The sequence below is a fragment of the Halalkalibacter sp. APA_J-10(15) genome, assembly GCF_023017105.1.
GTDB lineage: Bacteria > Bacillota > Bacilli > Bacillales > Bacillaceae_D > Halalkalibacter.
Map to the genome: position 1 here is coordinate 1 of NZ_JALKEV010000031.1, position 15,596 is coordinate 15,596.

The following is a 15,596-nucleotide window of genomic DNA, read 5'->3' on the forward strand; positions in this document are numbered from 1 at the left end:
CGTTCCCATGCCGAACACGGTCGTTAAGCTCTTCTGCGCCGATGGTAGTTGGGGGCTTCCCCCTGTGAGAGTAGGACGTTGCCGGGCGAACAAGTACAATCCGATAGGGTTGTGCTTTTTTTATGTGAGCAAAGGGAGTGCTCAAGGTGCAGACGAGCACTGTTCCGGAAGGAACAGCATCATCTGTGAAAGAACCGATGGATCGCCGTGAAGAAGCATCAAGAAAAGCAACAGGTCCCCCTGTGAGACGAATCAAAGCTCCCTTCCAAGTCCGAAGTAAACGAGCACTTTTTCAGTGGCCTCACCTCCCCGTAGAAGAGAAAGCAAGAGCCAGGACGTTGTCGATCGATAAAGTACAATCTGATAACGAATTAGAATTTAACCCTATTAACGGTAAATATGTATTATAATAAATAAACATCATTAAGACTACATCTATGCATCATGAAATAGTTATATCTAGGAGGTCATAAAAAGTTCAATAGGGGTAACGAGAGCAACAAACAATAAATAAAAATGAAAGAAGTGTGATGTAAAATGTTTAAAAAAATGGCAGCCGACGCATTAGGGTTATCGGACATTGGAAAGGTAATCCACCCTAACGATTTTAATCAAACAGATTCAAATGATTTTATTCGAGAAGGAGAAGGAGAAAAGATTTATTTTCTTATTAAAACTAAGGCAGATGAATATTGTTTTACTAACTTAGCTTTAATTCATATTGACGGAGAAAATGCTGTTACTTCTAAACGAACAATGAGAAGATATCCTTACTATAAATTTCCTATTGACGATGTTTCTTTAGAAACAGCAGGAAGAATTGACTTAGATGTTGAGATTATTTTCAACATCGGTGATGAAAAGGTTACAATTGCCATTGCCCGTAGAGAAGTGGAGTACGCTAAACAAATATATAGAGCTTTGTTACATATTTCAGAAATAATCTATGATAACCAAATCGTTAAAGGTCTAGCTGAAAAAAGCTTAGAACATGCGTCTAGGGTGTTGCAGTATGTTCATTTAACTCACAACGATTTATTATCTGAGTATAAGAAGGTCGATGAGTATACATTTGACCGATTAAGAGAGTATGACCAAGCTTATCGAATGAAAGATTTTACTGACATTTTTGAACAGTATATATACTTACGGTAGTATACGATATTTATAAAACAGCAAAACGATTTTTGCAAAATAATTTCTCATCTATTTAATAAACAGTTGAATACTAAATTATACTGAAAAAGCTATCAATAGATTTGAAAAAATCTCTGATGGCTTTTTTATTTTGCGATTATAAGACTGACCTATATAATAGGAGGCCACTAAAAAAATACAAATCAACTTTTTCAATACTCAACTTCATACTAGTAAAATTGGCTTATTCTTAATATTAGCATTCAGCCCGGTTAACTATTATATTTATACTATAATGGTAGTATTGACCATTAATAAGGAATGACATAAGGAGGCTATAATGAATAAGACAGTAACTAAAAAAACAATACCTTTAACGAAAAAGTTAACTATCAATGAAGGGGCACATGTTTTATATGTCTATTATTCAGAAGAATTGTACTTAGAAAATTTAGTGTCAGCAATAGTCGCAGCAAAATCAGTCAATCAACATGTTATTATTATTGAAAAAGAAGAGATATATCAAGCTGCAATTGAAAAAACAAAAATGGAACTAAGTGTACCAAATGAAGAAGAGCTTGATTTTGTTCACTTCATAAATAGTGTTGATTATTATCAAACCTACGGTGACTTTCATTTTGAGAGAGCGATTGAATACTTAAATAAACTATTCACCTCCTATGCGGAGAAAAACATTTCAGTAAGGGTATGGGGAAATGTTTACTTAGAAAATTATTTAGATAATATGGATCAACTTCAAACTTATGAATGTCAATGTGATCAATCAAGTCATCATTTTCAATTTTTAACCATTTGTTCTTATGACGCCAAAGTAATTCCTTCAGCGGTTCAACTTGAAATGATGAATAGTCACCCTTACTTAATGACAGATATAGAATTAGTGAAATCACCTTTGTATATGGGGGATGCTGTATTGCCGTCATTAGCAAGTCAGAAGAAAATTGAGTCAGAATTAGAGTTATACCGTCAAAAGCTTGATTTTATTCACGTGATTGCTCACGAAGTCCGCAATCCACTAACTGTTATTAAATCATTTGCAACGATTCTAAAGACGGAAGTCAACCATGATGATTCTAAAGTGAAATTAGAATTAATTGAGGATTATGCGAAGGCTATCGATCATGAAATTAATCATATGATTCAAACAGAACAAATGTTAACGGTTGATTCTTTTTGGGAAGCGTCACAGCTTGAAATGATACCAATCATAAATGAAGTTGTTGAAAGTATGAGTGTAAAGGCAAGGACGCAAAATATTAAGTTGGACACAAATATAAATCTTCCTCATACCACTCAAGTTAGGGGAAATGCGATGGGGATGAAACTCGTGATCTCAAATTTATTAAGTAACGCGATTAAGTATAGCTATGAGGGGAGCAGTGTTACATTAACAAGCTTTGTACAAAATGATTTTCTTTATATTCAAGTGATAGACCGGGGAGTTGGAATGAATGAAGAGGAGATAGACAAACTATTTAAGAAATATCAAAAAGTAAATCAGGATGTACCTGGACAAGGAGTCGGTTTGTTTATGGTATATAAGCTAGTGAATTATTTTAATGGAGACATTCATGTTGAGAGTGAAGAAAGGAAAGGAACGAAGATGGAAGTATCCTTTCCGTTATCATACACGGATTAATCGTGCGTTATAATGCACAATTCTATATAACTAGATCTTGGAGAAATTTGGCTATGAGTAAAGGGATTTTTTCTTGGGCAACGTGTAGGTAATGCAGAATATAAGGAAGGTCTTCACCATCAAAGGTATGGAGTAACTCCCCCCACCATTCAGCTTCATAACGACAGACCATGCTTAAGTTGTACAATAATAAGTAGTGAATGGCTAATTCAGGTAAATAGCGATATCCATCACGTCTGTACGACTTTAACAAATACAAATTTCCATTACGATCATATAGCCAAGGTGCTGAATATTGAATAGTCGGTTGTTGTTGCAATGTAAGGTGTAAATGATGACGTTGTTCGTTTATTTGATGGACTGTTGAATATCCGCTTGTAGGAAAGCTACTTAAATATCGCTCAAAACGTGAGACAGTCATATGATAAGAATCTAATAGCTCAGAAGGAAGCTGAATACTATTAGATTCCTTCTGAGCCCTATAAGAGATTGGAGAACCATTCATTTGATGGATCAGTTCATGCATATCACCGAGCTGTTCGAATAGTGTATTCATTTTAAATTTTTCAGATTCTAACTGTTTCACATGAAACATTTTATCTGAAAAGTGAGAAAAAAGACCGTGCTTTTGAATTTTGACTTCATCATCTAGAAAATGATAACTCGTCTTCTTTCTTTTTCTAGTTGTCACACCATGGGCTAATACTTGGCTATTCGCTGGATAAGTAGGATCTATTGCTAATACGCATGCCTTTAACAGTTGAACTAATCCATAAAATAATAAAATAGGCTGTAATTCAGTGGGTGATAGAGAAGCTTGCTTCATGTAGAGCTGTCCATGTTGTAAGTGATAAATAAAAGAATACGCAGAATGATAGCTTTTTGTTTTAGGTTGAGTCAAGTTCAGCTTTTTATAAGATGAAGTTAAATATTTTCTTGTATAAGTTGCTGAAAAGTAAGGGAGAAATAACTCAGTTGTATCCATACTAAATAGCTCCTTTTAAATAGTCAGTTTATTTAGAAAAATCTTATATTAATCACTTTCTTGACAGTAGTTTACCCACTTGATAAGCTACTAATAATATTTTTACGTTCATAAAAATGGTTTTGGGGAGGATACATGAAGATGTGGGAAAATAAATTCGAAAAAGAAGGGCTAACCTTTGATGATGTATTGCTCGTTCCAGCGCGTTCTGAAATCTTGCCACGTGACGTCTCAGTTAAAACAAAGCTAAGTGAAAACCTAGAGCTTAACATTCCACTTATTAGTGCTGGAATGGACACTGTTACAGAAGCAAAGATGGCGATAGCGATTGCTCGTGAAGGTGGATTAGGAATTATTCATAAGAATATGTCTATTGAAGCTCAAGCTGAAAACGTTGATCGAGTCAAACGTTCAGAAAGTGGTGTCATTACGAATCCATTTTATTTAACTCGTGAGCATCAAGTATTTGATGCAGAGCATTTAATGGGGAAATATCGTATTTCTGGTGTGCCGATTGTTGATGAGCAGCAAAAGTTAGTAGGTATCTTAACGAATCGTGATTTGCGTTTCATTGAAGATTATTCAATTGAAATTGACGAGGTAATGACGAAGGAAAACCTCGTAACAGCTCCTGTCGGTACGACATTAGACGAAGCGGAAAAGATTTTACAGAAATATAAGATTGAAAAGCTTCCTTTAGTAGATGAGCAAGGAATATTAAAAGGTTTAATTACGATTAAAGATATTGAAAAGGTTATTGAATTCCCTAATTCAGCAAAGGACTCTCAAGGTCGGTTAGTTGTTGGAGCGGCTATTGGTGTTTCTGCTGATGCTGATAAGCGAATTGAAGCGCTTGTTGAAGCTGGTGTAGATGCAATCGTTATCGACACGGCTCATGGACATTCTAAGGGCGTGCTAGATAAAGTTCGTGAAGTGCGAACTCAATATCCTGATTTAACGATTATTGCAGGAAATGTTGCAACAGCAGAAGCAACTCGTGATTTAATTGAAGCGGGTGCCAGTGTTGTAAAAGTAGGTATTGGACCTGGATCAATCTGTACGACACGAATTGTAGCTGGTATTGGTGTTCCCCAAATTACGGCTGTTTATGATTGTGCGACAGAAGCTAGGAAGCATGGAGTTCCAATCATAGCTGATGGTGGAATTAAATATTCAGGAGATATTGTCAAAGCATTAGCAGCTGGTGGACATGCGGTAATGCTAGGAAGCTTACTTGCAGGTGTTTCTGAGAGCCCTGGTGAGCGTGAAATTTATCAAGGTCGTCAATTTAAAGTTTATCGAGGAATGGGCTCATTAGGAGCGATGGAAAAAGGAAGTAAGGACCGTTATTTCCAAGAAAACGCGCAAAAGCTTGTTCCAGAAGGCATTGAGGGTCGTATTCCTTATAAAGGTCCATTAAATGATACGGTGCATCAGCTAATTGGTGGAATTCGTGCAGGAATGGGTTATTGTGGAACGGCGACGTTAGATGATTTACGTGATTATGGTAAGTTTATCCGTATTACAGGTGCTGGTTTACGCGAAAGTCACCCTCATGATGTTCAAATTACGAAAGAAGCGCCAAATTATTCATTATAGTGTCACATTATTTGGAAATAGATAGAGACTTCTCTATCTATTTTTTTGTAGTTGGTTGTGATAAAATAACCTCTATCGAAGTAGGTATGGAGGTGCTGGAGTGAGCAAAGCAATGAAGAAGCCACTTATTTTAATGATGGTAGTGGCGGTGTTAATGGGTGGTTGGTTACAGCCTAATCTAGCAGAGGCATCTGTTGATTTAGATGCTGAAGCTGCAATATTAATTGATGCTAAGACAGGTAAGGTTTTATATCAGAAGAAGATTGATAGTCTTCTTCCAATTGCTAGTATGACAAAGATGATGAGTCAATACTTAATCTTTGAAGCTGTAGAAAATGGTGAGATTAGTTGGGATGATGAGGTTCCAATTAGCGATTTCGTAAGGCAGTTATCTCTTAATAAAACGTTATCTAATGTTTCATTAAGGCAGGATTATTCATATACAGTAAGGGAATTATATGAATCAGTCACAATTTATTCAGCAAATGGATCAATGATTGCTTTAGCAGATTTAATTGCAGGTTCTGAAACGGCTTTTGTGCAAAGAATGAATGAAAAGGCTGAGGAGTTAGGGTTTGAAGATTATGAATTTGTTAATTCTACTGGATTAAACAATAGCTCCATGAACGGAAATCATCCAGATGGGACGTCAGATGATGCTGAAAATCTCTTGTCAGCCAGAGCAACAGCTAAGCTAGCTTATCATTTGATTAATGATTACCCAGAAATTCTTGAGACAGCACAAATTCCTGTCATGGAATTTGATGCTGGTCCGGATGAAATAGAGGTTATGCATAATTGGAACTGGATGATTCCAGGTATTCGAGAAGACTTTGATCAGTTTTCATATGATGGAATTCAAGGATTGAAAACAGGATCAACTAGTACTGCTGGAGCTGCTTTTACTGGTGTTGCAGAGCGTGGGGATGTCCAATTAATTTCTGTTGTCATGAGAACGAGTGATCGAGAAGCACGCTTTACAGAAACTCGTAAATTGCTTGATTATGGTTTTAATCAATTTTCACAGATTGAATTATTCCCAGAAGGTTATATACCAGAAGGGGAAGAGCTTGTTGAAGTAGTAAGTGGGAAAGAGAATGAGGTGACCATTTCTAGTACAGACTCTTTAACAACTTTGATTCAAAGTGGCGACGAAGAATTATATCGTGCAGAGCTTGTATTAGATGAGAGTCAATTGAATGAAAATGGAAAGTTAGAGGCTCCAATCGAAGCTGGACAACAAGTTGGAAAGCTCGTGCTAACTTACAATGGAGAAGACGGAGATGAATACATTTACTCAGATGCTTCTGTTGAAGTGCCTGTTGTAACAGATCAAGCAGTCGAGAAGGCTGGTTGGTTTACCATGATGATGAGAGGGATTGGGGGCTTTTTCGCGGGAATATGGACAAGTGTTGCAGATACAGTTAGCGGCTGGTTCGGTTCATAAAGAAAAGACGCTATTGAGCCCACTGAAAAAGTACAATTCGACTTTTTCAGTACCTTTTGTTGGATTAGTAATGGCTTCACGCGTTGCTCGCTTGATACGAGAAACCTATTCGTATCAAGCTTTCCAAAACAGGTAACGGTTTCGCACATTGCTTAAAGGGCACCAAAAAAGCTAAAAACAACCTTTTTTAGTGCCCTAACGCTAGCGCGTTTTTCTTAAAAAGCGAGAGAATTGCGAACTTTTGATGTATACTAATAAAAGATATGTCAATTTTACTAGAGAGACCGTATAGGTATAGGAGGAATTCAAATGAGTCAAACGGGTACAGATAGAGTCAAACGTGGTATGGCTGAAATGCAAAAGGGTGGCGTTATTATGGACGTCATTAATGCGGAACAGGCAAAAATTGCAGAACAAGCAGGTGCTGTTGCTGTTATGGCATTAGAACGTGTTCCAGCTGATATCCGTGCTGCCGGTGGTGTCGCACGTATGGCAGACCCGACAATTGTTGAAGAGGTATTAAATGCTGTTTCGATTCCAGTAATGGCAAAGGCGCGTATTGGTCACATTGTTGAAGCTCGCGTTCTTGAAGCGATGGGCGTTGATTATATTGATGAAAGTGAAGTATTAACTCCTGCTGATGAAGAGTATCACTTGTATAAGCGTGATTTCACAGTTCCATTTGTTTGTGGTGCACGTGATCTAGGTGAGGCTTCTCGTCGTATTGAAGAAGGAGCATCAATGCTTCGAACGAAAGGCGAGCCAGGAACAGGAAATATTGTTGAAGCTGTTCGCCATATGCGAAAAGTTCAGCAACAAATTCTGAAAGTGCAAAATATGTCAAGAGACGAACTTATGACAGAAGCGAAAAATTTGGGTGCTTCTTATGAGTTGTTATTGCAAATTAAAGAAACAGGTAAGCTTCCTGTCGTGAACTTTGCTGCTGGTGGTGTGGCAACTCCTGCAGATGCTGCACTTATGATGCAGCTTGGAGCAGACGGTGTCTTTGTAGGGTCTGGTATTTTTAAATCAGATAACCCGGAGAAATTTGCTCGTGCGATTGTAGAAGCGACAACACACTATGAAGACTATGCGTTAATTGCAAAGCTCTCAAAAGGGTTAGGTACGGCCATGAAAGGAATCGAGATTTCTACTTTAGAGCCGTCAGATCGTATGCAAGAGCGCGGTTGGTAAGAATAGAAAGGAATCGACGATGGTTAAAGTTGGTGTATTAGCATTACAAGGAGCTGTGAGGGAGCATGTGCAATGCTTACAAGCTCCAGGTACTGAAGTAGTCGTAGTGAAGAAAGTAGAACAGCTTGCGGATTTAGATGGTATTGTTTTACCAGGTGGCGAAAGCACGACGATGAGAAGATTAATTGATTTATATGGTTTCTTTGAACCGTTAAAGCAATTTGCCAAACAAGGAAAACCGATGTTTGGCACTTGCGCTGGATTAATTTTAATGGCAAAGGAAATTGTTGGATATGATCAAGGCCACTTAGCTGTCATTAATATGAAAGTAGAGCGTAACGCCTTTGGTCGTCAGCGTGAAAGCTTTGAAACCGACTTACAGGTTACAGGAGTTGGTGATGATGTTCGCGCTGTATTCATTCGTGCTCCATTAATTGTTGAAGTTGGCAACGAAGTTGAGGTATTATCTAAATATAAAGATGAAATCGTGGCTGCTAGGCAAGGACAATTTCTTGCTTGCTCCTTCCATCCAGAATTAACGGATGACCATCGTATTCATCAATTTTTTGTCCAAATGGTTAAGGAAGCGGAGTCAGTAGTAGAATAGAAAAAAACGTGGAAAAAGGATTAGTATAGCTAGTTGCTTTGTTAAGAGAGCTGGTGGTAGGTGCGAACCAGTCAAACGCTAGTTAGAATCTCCCTTTGAGTGAAGAGTGAAAAGCTCTTACAGTTGTCGCTGTTATCGGCAAAAGTGGTATAGAATGATGTTTGTTCTATACAACAAGGGTGGCAACGCGGGAAACCGTCCCTTCTATTCATAATAGAAGGGACGGTTTTTTTTGAAAGGAAAGATTGGATAAAAGTGTTAGCTTAATCGAGGAGGGTGTAGAATGTTAGACATTAAACGTTTACGAAAAGATTTAGAAGGTATAACAGAGAAGTTAAAAACACGTGGTGAAGACATATCTGGATTAGACCGCTTTCAGGAATTAGATGAGAAAAGGCGAGCGGTTATCATTGAAGTCGAAGAGCTCAAAAGCCGACGCAATCAAGTTTCGCAAGAAGTAGCACAATTAAAGCGTGAGAAAAAGGATGCTGACCATTTAATAGCTGAAACAAAAGAAGTTTCTAGTAAAATTAAAGCACTTGATGAGGAATTGAAAAGCCTTGAACTTCAACTCGAAGATATTTTACTTACAATACCGAATGTTCCTCATGAAAGTACACCAGTCGGCGATACTGAGGATGATAATGTTGAGATTCGTAAGTGGGGAGAGCTTCCAACGCTCGATTTTGAGGTGAAGCCACACTGGGATGCTGCGACGGATTTAAATATCTTAGACTTTGAACGTGCTTCAAAGGTTACTGGTAGCCGTTTTGTCTTTTATAAAGGTTTAGGGGCTCGTTTGGAGCGTGCGCTTATTAACTTCATGATGGATTTACATCAAGATGAACATGGCTATGAGGAAGTCATTCCGCCATTTATCGTCAATCGTCAAAGTATGACTGGAACGGGGCAACTTCCGAAGTTTGCAGAGGATGCCTTTCAAATTAAAGATGAGGAGTACTTTCTCATTCCAACAGCAGAAGTTCCTGTCACAAATTTACATCGTGATGAAATTCTTTCTGTTGAGCAATTACCTATTGCTTATACGGCCTATAGCGCTAATTTCCGCTCTGAAGCAGGTTCTGCTGGTCGAGATACACGTGGTTTAATTCGTCAGCATCAGTTTAACAAAGTTGAGCTTGTTCGCTTTGTAGATCCAGAGGGTTCATATGAGGCATTAGAGCAGTTAACATTTCACGCTGAGAAAGTATTACAATTGTTAAAGCTTCCATATCGTGTCCTGAGTATGTGTACAGCAGACTTAGGTTTTACGGCGGCAAAGAAGTATGATATTGAAGTGTGGATTCCAAGCTATGATACGTATCGTGAAATTTCTTCTTGTAGTAATTTTGAAGATTTTCAAGCGAGGCGTGCGAATATTAAATTCCGCCGTGAACCGAAAGCAAAGCCAGAGTTTGTTCATACATTAAATGGTTCTGGTCTAGCGATAGGTAGAACAGTTGCGGCTATATTAGAAAATTATCAACAGGCAGATGGATCGATTGTTGTTCCAGAAGTACTACGACCATATATGCGTGTTGACGTGATTCAAGCTAAGTAATCATTCAAAGATAACCGGGTAGTTGTAAAGGGAATTGAAAAAGTGCGATTTTCACTTTTTTCAGTTGCCTTTAAGTAATGTGCGTAGCCGTTGCCCGATTTTGAAAGTCTTGCTATGAGTGGGTTTCTCATAGCAAGGCGTGCAACGAGCGGAGCCATTACTCTTCTTTGAGTTACTAGAAAGGACTTTTTCAGTGCTCTCCGCTAACGCTTTTTTCTTATAAAATGAAGGAGAAAGGACTTGCTTCTTGTTATCAGGTTTGTTATTATATTTCTTGTCAGTACGAAACGCGGAGGAATACCCAAGTCCGGCTGAAGGGATCGGTCTTGAAAACCGACAGGCGGGTTAAACCGCGCGGGGGTTCGAATCCCTCTTCCTCCGCCATACATTATAAATAAACACTGCCTTCCTGGTAGTGTTTTTCTTCTTTACGAGGTATGAGCGCTTATTTGGAGAAAGGTTTTACGTTTTACTGAGCGGTTGAGAAGATACGAGGAGGACTCGTTATGCAAAACCATGAAAAGTGGATGAGGCTAGCCTTGCAAGAAGCTCGAAAGGCTGAGATGATAGGTGAAGTTCCAATTGGGGCTGTTCTCGTTCATCAGGAAGAGGCCATTGCTTCTGCTCATAATCGTCGAGAAAGTGATCAGCAAGCATTAGCTCATGCTGAATTAGCGGTAATTGAAGAGGCGTGTAACAACCTAGGGAGCTGGCGTTTGTTAGATTGTACGCTGTATGTGACGTTAGAGCCTTGTCCAATGTGTGCAGGAGCTATTTTACAATCTCGTATTCCGACCGTTGTCTATGGGGCAAGAGATCCTAAAGCTGGCTGTGTCGGATCATTAATGAACTTGCTTGATGATTCTCGGTTTAATCATCAGACGAAGGTGATTGAAGGATGTTTAGCAGAAGAGTGTGGGGCGATTTTAACAGCCTTTTTCCGCCGTTTACGAGCAAAAAAGAAAAACTAGAGATTCTTACAAATTCCACCTCTTGCATTTGTAAGCAAAACACCCTATACTAAATACTACGTCGATAAGACGTATAACAACATTATGACGATTTACCGTGCTAGGTGGGGAGGTAGCGGTGCCTTGTAACTCGCAATCCGCTATAGCGGGGCTGAATCCCTTCTAGAGGTTTTGGTGCTGCGAGGTCTGCCCTAAGTAAGTGGTGTTGACGCTTGGGTTCCACGCAACGGAAACCCATGAACCCTGTCAGGTCCGGAAGGAAGCAGCAGTAAGTGGATTCTTCCGTGTGCCGTGGAGTCGCCTGGGCCGAGCTAACTGCTTAGGTAACGCTCGTGGTACCTTAATCGAAGGAAGGTGCACGGTATCCTTTTTATAAAAAGAGCAACTACGTTCGCGAGGGCGTAGTTGCTCTTTTAAATTAGTAAGCATAAAAAAAGGATTGAGAAGGTGCAAAAAAAGTGTTTTTAACTTTTTCGGTGACCTCTCAGCTTGAAGTGTAATCAAGGAAGATGGAGGAGGATTCACAAAAGAGTGCCGGCTTCGTTCGGATCACCTCAACCCTTGTAACGACTACACACGATGTAATTAGAAAAAACGGCTATGCAGTTTTCTCTAAAACATTAGAATAGATGATTGTTCTTGATTAAGTGAAAAGCTATAATATATAAAGTAGGTGAAGGGGGAAAGTGTGATGAGTTATCAAGCTTTATATCGTGTATGGCGGCCACAACTACTTCAAGATGTTGTTGGTCAAGAGCATATTACGAAAACGTTACAAAATGCTTTATTACAAGAAAAGCTTTCTCACGCCTATCTTTTCACGGGTCCACGTGGTACAGGGAAGACGAGTGCTGCGAAAATTATTGCAAAGGCAATCAATTGTGAACAAGCACCGGTTGCGGAACCTTGTAATGAGTGTTCTGCTTGTAAAGGAATTACATCAGGCGCCATTGTCGATGTGATGGAAATTGATGCGGCTTCTAATAATGGAGTCGATGAAATTCGTGATATACGTGATAAGGTCAAGTTTGCCCCGAATGAAGTTCGCTATAAGGTGTATATTATAGATGAGGTACATATGCTATCCACTGGAGCGTTTAATGCATTGTTAAAAACATTGGAAGAGCCTCCGAGTCATGTGTTGTTTATACTTGCTACAACAGAGCCTCATAAAATTCCGTTAACGATTATTTCTCGTTGTCAACGTTTTGACTTTAAACGAATTTCAAGCCATTCGATTGTTGCGCGAATTGAACATATTTTATCTGCTGATGGGATTGAGGCTGAACCTGAAGCATTATTACATATTGCAAGAGCAGCTGAAGGCGGGATGAGAGATGCATTGAGCCTTCTCGACCAAGCGATTTCATTCGCTGAAGAAAAAGTCGTGCTAGAGGATGTTCTAGCGATAACTGGGGCGATTTCACAGCAAGCATTAATAACGATTGTTGAATGCTTAATCGAGCAAAATATGATTAAAGCGTTACAAGAAGTCGATCGTATGGTTTCAGAAGGTAAGGATCCGATGCGACTAATAGAGGATTTAATCTATTTCTATCGTGACGTATTGCTCTACAAACATGCGCCAGATGTAGAGGACTTATTGGAACGGGCTAAGCCAGATGAAGCATTTCAAGCATTAGTTAAACAAATATCTCCTCAATGGTTACATCAGACCATTGAATCGTTGACAGGTAGCCAACAAGAAATGAAACTATCTGCTCATCCGAAAATCTTCTTAGAGCTAGCATTAATGAAGCTCTTGCCATACGAGCCTTCTCATCATGCAGGTGGTTTGGATTCAACGAAGGAAATCCAAGAGTTAAAAGAGCAGCTGAATTTTCTGCAGCAGCAGCTTCATGACATGAAAAAGCAACCTGTTCAAGTCAATGAGCAACAATCCTCTACACAACCGAGAAAGGTTAAGCGTCCGCAAGCAGTAAAATCAAAAGCATCGACTGCAAAGGTGATGGAGCTATTAAAAGCAGCGGATAAGCAAAGTTTACAGCTTGTTATGTCGCGTTGGGGTGATGTGATGGAGAAGATGAAAACAACGAATGTGCCAGGTCATGCATGGTTGAGTGACTGTAAACCAGTTGCTGCTTCTTCTTCTACAGTTGTTTTAGCGTTTCAAAATGAGATGCATCGTGATATGATGGATACAAAGTTTCGAGAAGTTCTTGAACCAATCTTACAAGCCATTTTCCAAACTCAACAGACGTTTGTGACATTGTTGAGTGAACAATGGGAACAGGTTAAGACTGAGTTTGTTAGCGATAAAGGAAAACCGGATGATGAAGCTAATAATGATGCGTTAGTTGAGGAAGCTGTTAAGCTTGTAGGTGAAGAATTAATTGAAATGGTAGATCGTGATTCATAAAAGGAGGAAATACAAATGAAAAACATGGGTAATATGATGAAACAAATGCAAAAAATGCAAAAGCAAATGGCGAAGGCTCAAGAAGAGCTAAAAGAAAAAACAATCGAAGCAACAGCTGGTGGTGGAATGGTAACAGTTGTAGCAAGTGGTGACAAGCGTATATTAGATGTAAAAATTTCTGAAGATGTGATTGACCCAGACGATCCAGAAATGCTACAAGATTTAGTGTTAGCTGCTACGAATGAAGCTTTAAAGCAAGTCGATGAACTTGTGGAACAAGACCTTGGTAAATTTACAAAAGGGATGAACGTACCCGGCTTGTTTTAATTAACAAAACATAAATTTATAGAGTGTACAATTTTTGTAATAAATCCACCTACCCTTTTTTAGTGTAGGTGGATTTTATCTAAAAGGTATGTCTGGATGTAAATGATTCTGAAGGGAAAGGAGGGTTTTTATTTGCAGTATCCTGAACCAATAGCGAAATTAATAGAGGGTTTTATGAAGCTTCCGGGTATTGGACCTAAGACGGCTAGTCGCCTGGCTTTTTTTGTGTTAGATATGAAAGAAGATGATGTGCTTGATTTTGCGAAGGCGTTGGTGAATGCTAAGCGAAACCTAACGTATTGCTCCAACTGTCATCATATTACTGATATTGATCCGTGTAGAATTTGTGAGGACCAAAGTCGTGATAAATCGGTTGTTTGTGTCGTACAAGATGCCAAAGACGTCATTGCTATGGAGAAAATGAAGGAATACCGTGGCTTGTACCATGTCTTACATGGAGCGATATCACCAATGGATGGCATTGGGCCAGAAGATGTTAAAATACCTGAACTCTTAAAACGATTGCAAGACGATACGATTCAAGAAGTGATCATTGCTACTAATCCCACGATTGAGGGAGAAGCGACGGCTATGTATATGTCTAGACTGATTAAGCCTACGGGGATTAAGGTGACTCGTATTGCTCATGGGCTTCCTGTAGGTGGAGATTTGGAATATGCTGATGAAGTCACTTTGTCTAGGGCGATTGAAGGCCGGAGAGAATTGTAGGAGGCGACGAGATGTTTTTTAAGAGAAAAGGAAAGATTCGTGAACAACAGCATCGTCTTTTGTTGAGCCAATTAGAAATGCTAAAAGGAAAGCTAGATGAACAAAAGCAACTGATTAATCGAAGTATTGATCCATCTGACGAAGTTTTAAATCGAGCAAAAATAACAGAAGGATTATATTCGCTTCTATTAAGGGAAGCTAGAGCTAATCATGCAAGTAAGAGCAAACAGTAAATGTGAGGCCACCAAAAAAAAGTTAGGTTTTTACCTTTTTTGGTGGCCTTTAAGCAATGAGCGAACTCGTTTCCTTGTTATGAAAAGCTCGGTACGAGTAATCTTCTCGTATCAAGCGACAACACGTGAAGCCATGGCTAATCAAATGAAAGGTATTGAACAAGTCGATTGGTACTTCTTATTTGTTCTTTTTTTGTGTATGAAGCATATACATGTAATGTGTAGACAAGCTTTGATGGAAGGAGATGGTTGGATGGAGCCTATGTTAGTCATTATGTTATTAGTCAGTTTAGTCTTTATTTTATTATTAGTAGGAGCGCCTGTTAAACCTTTACGTTTTGCAGGTGGTATTATTGTAAAATGCTTAATAGGAGTTTTAATGCTTTTTTTTGTGAATGTGCTAGGGGCTACTATTGGGCTTTATGTGCCGATTAACGGAGTAACAACGATTGTATCTGGATTATTGGGAGTGCCGGGAATAGCTTTGTTAGTAGGAATAGCTGTTTTTTTTATTTAAATTTTTTAAAAAAACATTGCTTTATAAAAGATATGTGTGTTATATTATTTCTTGTCGCATTAATAGACGTTAACAGTTTTTAAAAAAGTGTTGACTTGTATTGGGTGGCATGGTATATTAGGAAAGTCGCAATAAACGACGATGAGTTCCTTGAAAACTGAACAAAAGCCAAGCGAAAAAGAGACAATTGTTGCGTGAGCAACAAGGAATCTCGTCAATGTTTTATGAAATATATGAGCTAATTCAACT

15 protein-coding genes, 1 tRNA gene, 1 rRNA gene, 1 other RNA gene and 1 other annotated feature are annotated in these 15,596 nt (G+C 38.8%); of the genes, 17 read left to right on the forward strand and 1 reads right to left on the reverse strand.

What is annotated here, in order from left to right; all coding sequences use genetic code 11:
• The 4 genes from rrf to MW695_RS21725 form a co-directional block, all read left to right on the forward strand.
• Window positions 1-87: ribosomal RNA gene (rrf, locus tag MW695_RS21710) — 5S ribosomal RNA — on the forward strand; the annotation flags it as partial.
• A gap of 59 nt (window positions 88-146) precedes the next feature.
• Entirely contained in the window at window positions 147-410 is a 264-nt protein-coding gene (locus MW695_RS21715) for a hypothetical protein (protein WP_247107557.1), read from the forward strand.
• 127 nt (window positions 411-537) lie between these two features.
• Window positions 538-1,155 carry a PH domain-containing protein gene (locus MW695_RS21720; protein ID WP_247107558.1) on the forward strand — a complete coding sequence of 206 codons (618 nt, stop codon included), beginning with the start codon at window positions 538-540 and terminating at the stop codon, window positions 1,153-1,155.
• A gap of 322 nt (window positions 1,156-1,477) precedes the next feature.
• Window positions 1,478-2,797 carry an ATP-binding protein gene (locus MW695_RS21725; protein ID WP_247107559.1) on the forward strand — a complete coding sequence of 440 codons (1,320 nt, stop codon included), beginning with the start codon at window positions 1,478-1,480 and terminating at the stop codon, window positions 2,795-2,797.
• A gap of 22 nt (window positions 2,798-2,819) precedes the next feature.
• On the opposite strand, the gene MW695_RS21730 is transcribed toward MW695_RS21725, so the two are convergent.
• Window positions 2,820-3,782 (reverse strand): YaaC family protein, encoded by a 963-nt coding sequence (locus MW695_RS21730; RefSeq protein WP_247107560.1) that lies wholly within the window; start codon window positions 3,780-3,782, stop codon window positions 2,820-2,822.
• Window positions 3,783-3,923: 141 nt separating this feature from the next.
• On the opposite strand from MW695_RS21730, the gene guaB reads away from it, so the two are divergent.
• The 13 genes from guaB to MW695_RS22930 all read left to right on the forward strand — a co-directional run bounded on the left by guaB (window position 3,924) and on the right by MW695_RS22930 (window position 15,347).
• The gene (gene guaB / locus MW695_RS21735; protein WP_247107561.1) at window positions 3,924-5,381 is read left to right on the forward strand and encodes an IMP dehydrogenase; all 1,458 of its coding nucleotides are present in this window, start codon (window positions 3,924-3,926) and stop codon (window positions 5,379-5,381) included.
• Between the two features lie 100 nt (window positions 5,382-5,481).
• Window positions 5,482-6,828, forward strand: coding sequence for a D-alanyl-D-alanine carboxypeptidase family protein (locus tag MW695_RS21740; protein WP_247107562.1), 1,347 nt, complete (start codon window positions 5,482-5,484; stop codon window positions 6,826-6,828).
• A gap of 309 nt (window positions 6,829-7,137) precedes the next feature.
• On the forward strand, window positions 7,138-8,022 hold the full coding sequence (pdxS, locus tag MW695_RS21745) for a pyridoxal 5'-phosphate synthase lyase subunit PdxS (protein WP_247107563.1): 885 nt from the start codon (window positions 7,138-7,140) through the stop codon (window positions 8,020-8,022).
• Between the two features lie 19 nt (window positions 8,023-8,041).
• Window positions 8,042-8,629, forward strand: a complete 588-nt coding sequence (pdxT, locus tag MW695_RS21750) for a pyridoxal 5'-phosphate synthase glutaminase subunit PdxT (protein ID WP_247107564.1) — start codon at window positions 8,042-8,044, stop codon at window positions 8,627-8,629.
• Window positions 8,630-8,835 (forward strand) — a binding site (T-box leader).
• Between the two features lie 77 nt (window positions 8,836-8,912).
• Window positions 8,913-10,190: a serine--tRNA ligase gene (gene serS, locus MW695_RS21755; protein WP_247107565.1), complete on the forward strand. Its 1,278-nt coding sequence runs from the start codon at window positions 8,913-8,915 to the stop codon at window positions 10,188-10,190.
• Window positions 10,191-10,481: 291 nt separating this feature from the next.
• A tRNA-Ser gene (locus MW695_RS21760) sits at window positions 10,482-10,574 on the forward strand.
• A gap of 122 nt (window positions 10,575-10,696) precedes the next feature.
• Window positions 10,697-11,161 carry a tRNA adenosine(34) deaminase TadA gene (tadA, locus tag MW695_RS21765; RefSeq protein WP_247107566.1) on the forward strand — a complete coding sequence of 155 codons (465 nt, stop codon included), beginning with the start codon at window positions 10,697-10,699 and terminating at the stop codon, window positions 11,159-11,161.
• A gap of 95 nt (window positions 11,162-11,256) precedes the next feature.
• Window positions 11,257-11,523: signal recognition particle sRNA large type (gene ffs, locus MW695_RS21770), an RNA gene on the forward strand.
• Between the two features lie 329 nt (window positions 11,524-11,852).
• Window positions 11,853-13,541, forward strand: coding sequence for a DNA polymerase III subunit gamma/tau (dnaX, locus tag MW695_RS21775; RefSeq protein WP_247107567.1), 1,689 nt, complete (start codon window positions 11,853-11,855; stop codon window positions 13,539-13,541).
• A 15-nt stretch (window positions 13,542-13,556) separates the two neighbouring features.
• Window positions 13,557-13,868 carry a YbaB/EbfC family nucleoid-associated protein gene (locus MW695_RS21780; protein ID WP_035347241.1) on the forward strand — a complete coding sequence of 104 codons (312 nt, stop codon included), beginning with the start codon at window positions 13,557-13,559 and terminating at the stop codon, window positions 13,866-13,868.
• Between the two features lie 132 nt (window positions 13,869-14,000).
• A complete protein-coding gene (gene recR, locus MW695_RS21785) occupies window positions 14,001-14,597 on the forward strand; it encodes a recombination mediator RecR (RefSeq protein WP_247107568.1) in 597 nt (198 codons plus the stop codon).
• Window positions 14,598-14,608: 11 nt separating this feature from the next.
• Window positions 14,609-14,830: a YaaL family protein gene (locus tag MW695_RS21790; RefSeq protein ID WP_247107569.1), complete on the forward strand. Its 222-nt coding sequence runs from the start codon at window positions 14,609-14,611 to the stop codon at window positions 14,828-14,830.
• A gap of 79 nt (window positions 14,831-14,909) precedes the next feature.
• Window positions 14,910-15,347, forward strand: coding sequence for a pro-sigmaK processing inhibitor BofA family protein (locus MW695_RS22930; RefSeq protein ID WP_306421273.1), 438 nt, complete (start codon window positions 14,910-14,912; stop codon window positions 15,345-15,347).
• Window positions 15,348-15,596: the final 249 nt, after the last annotated feature.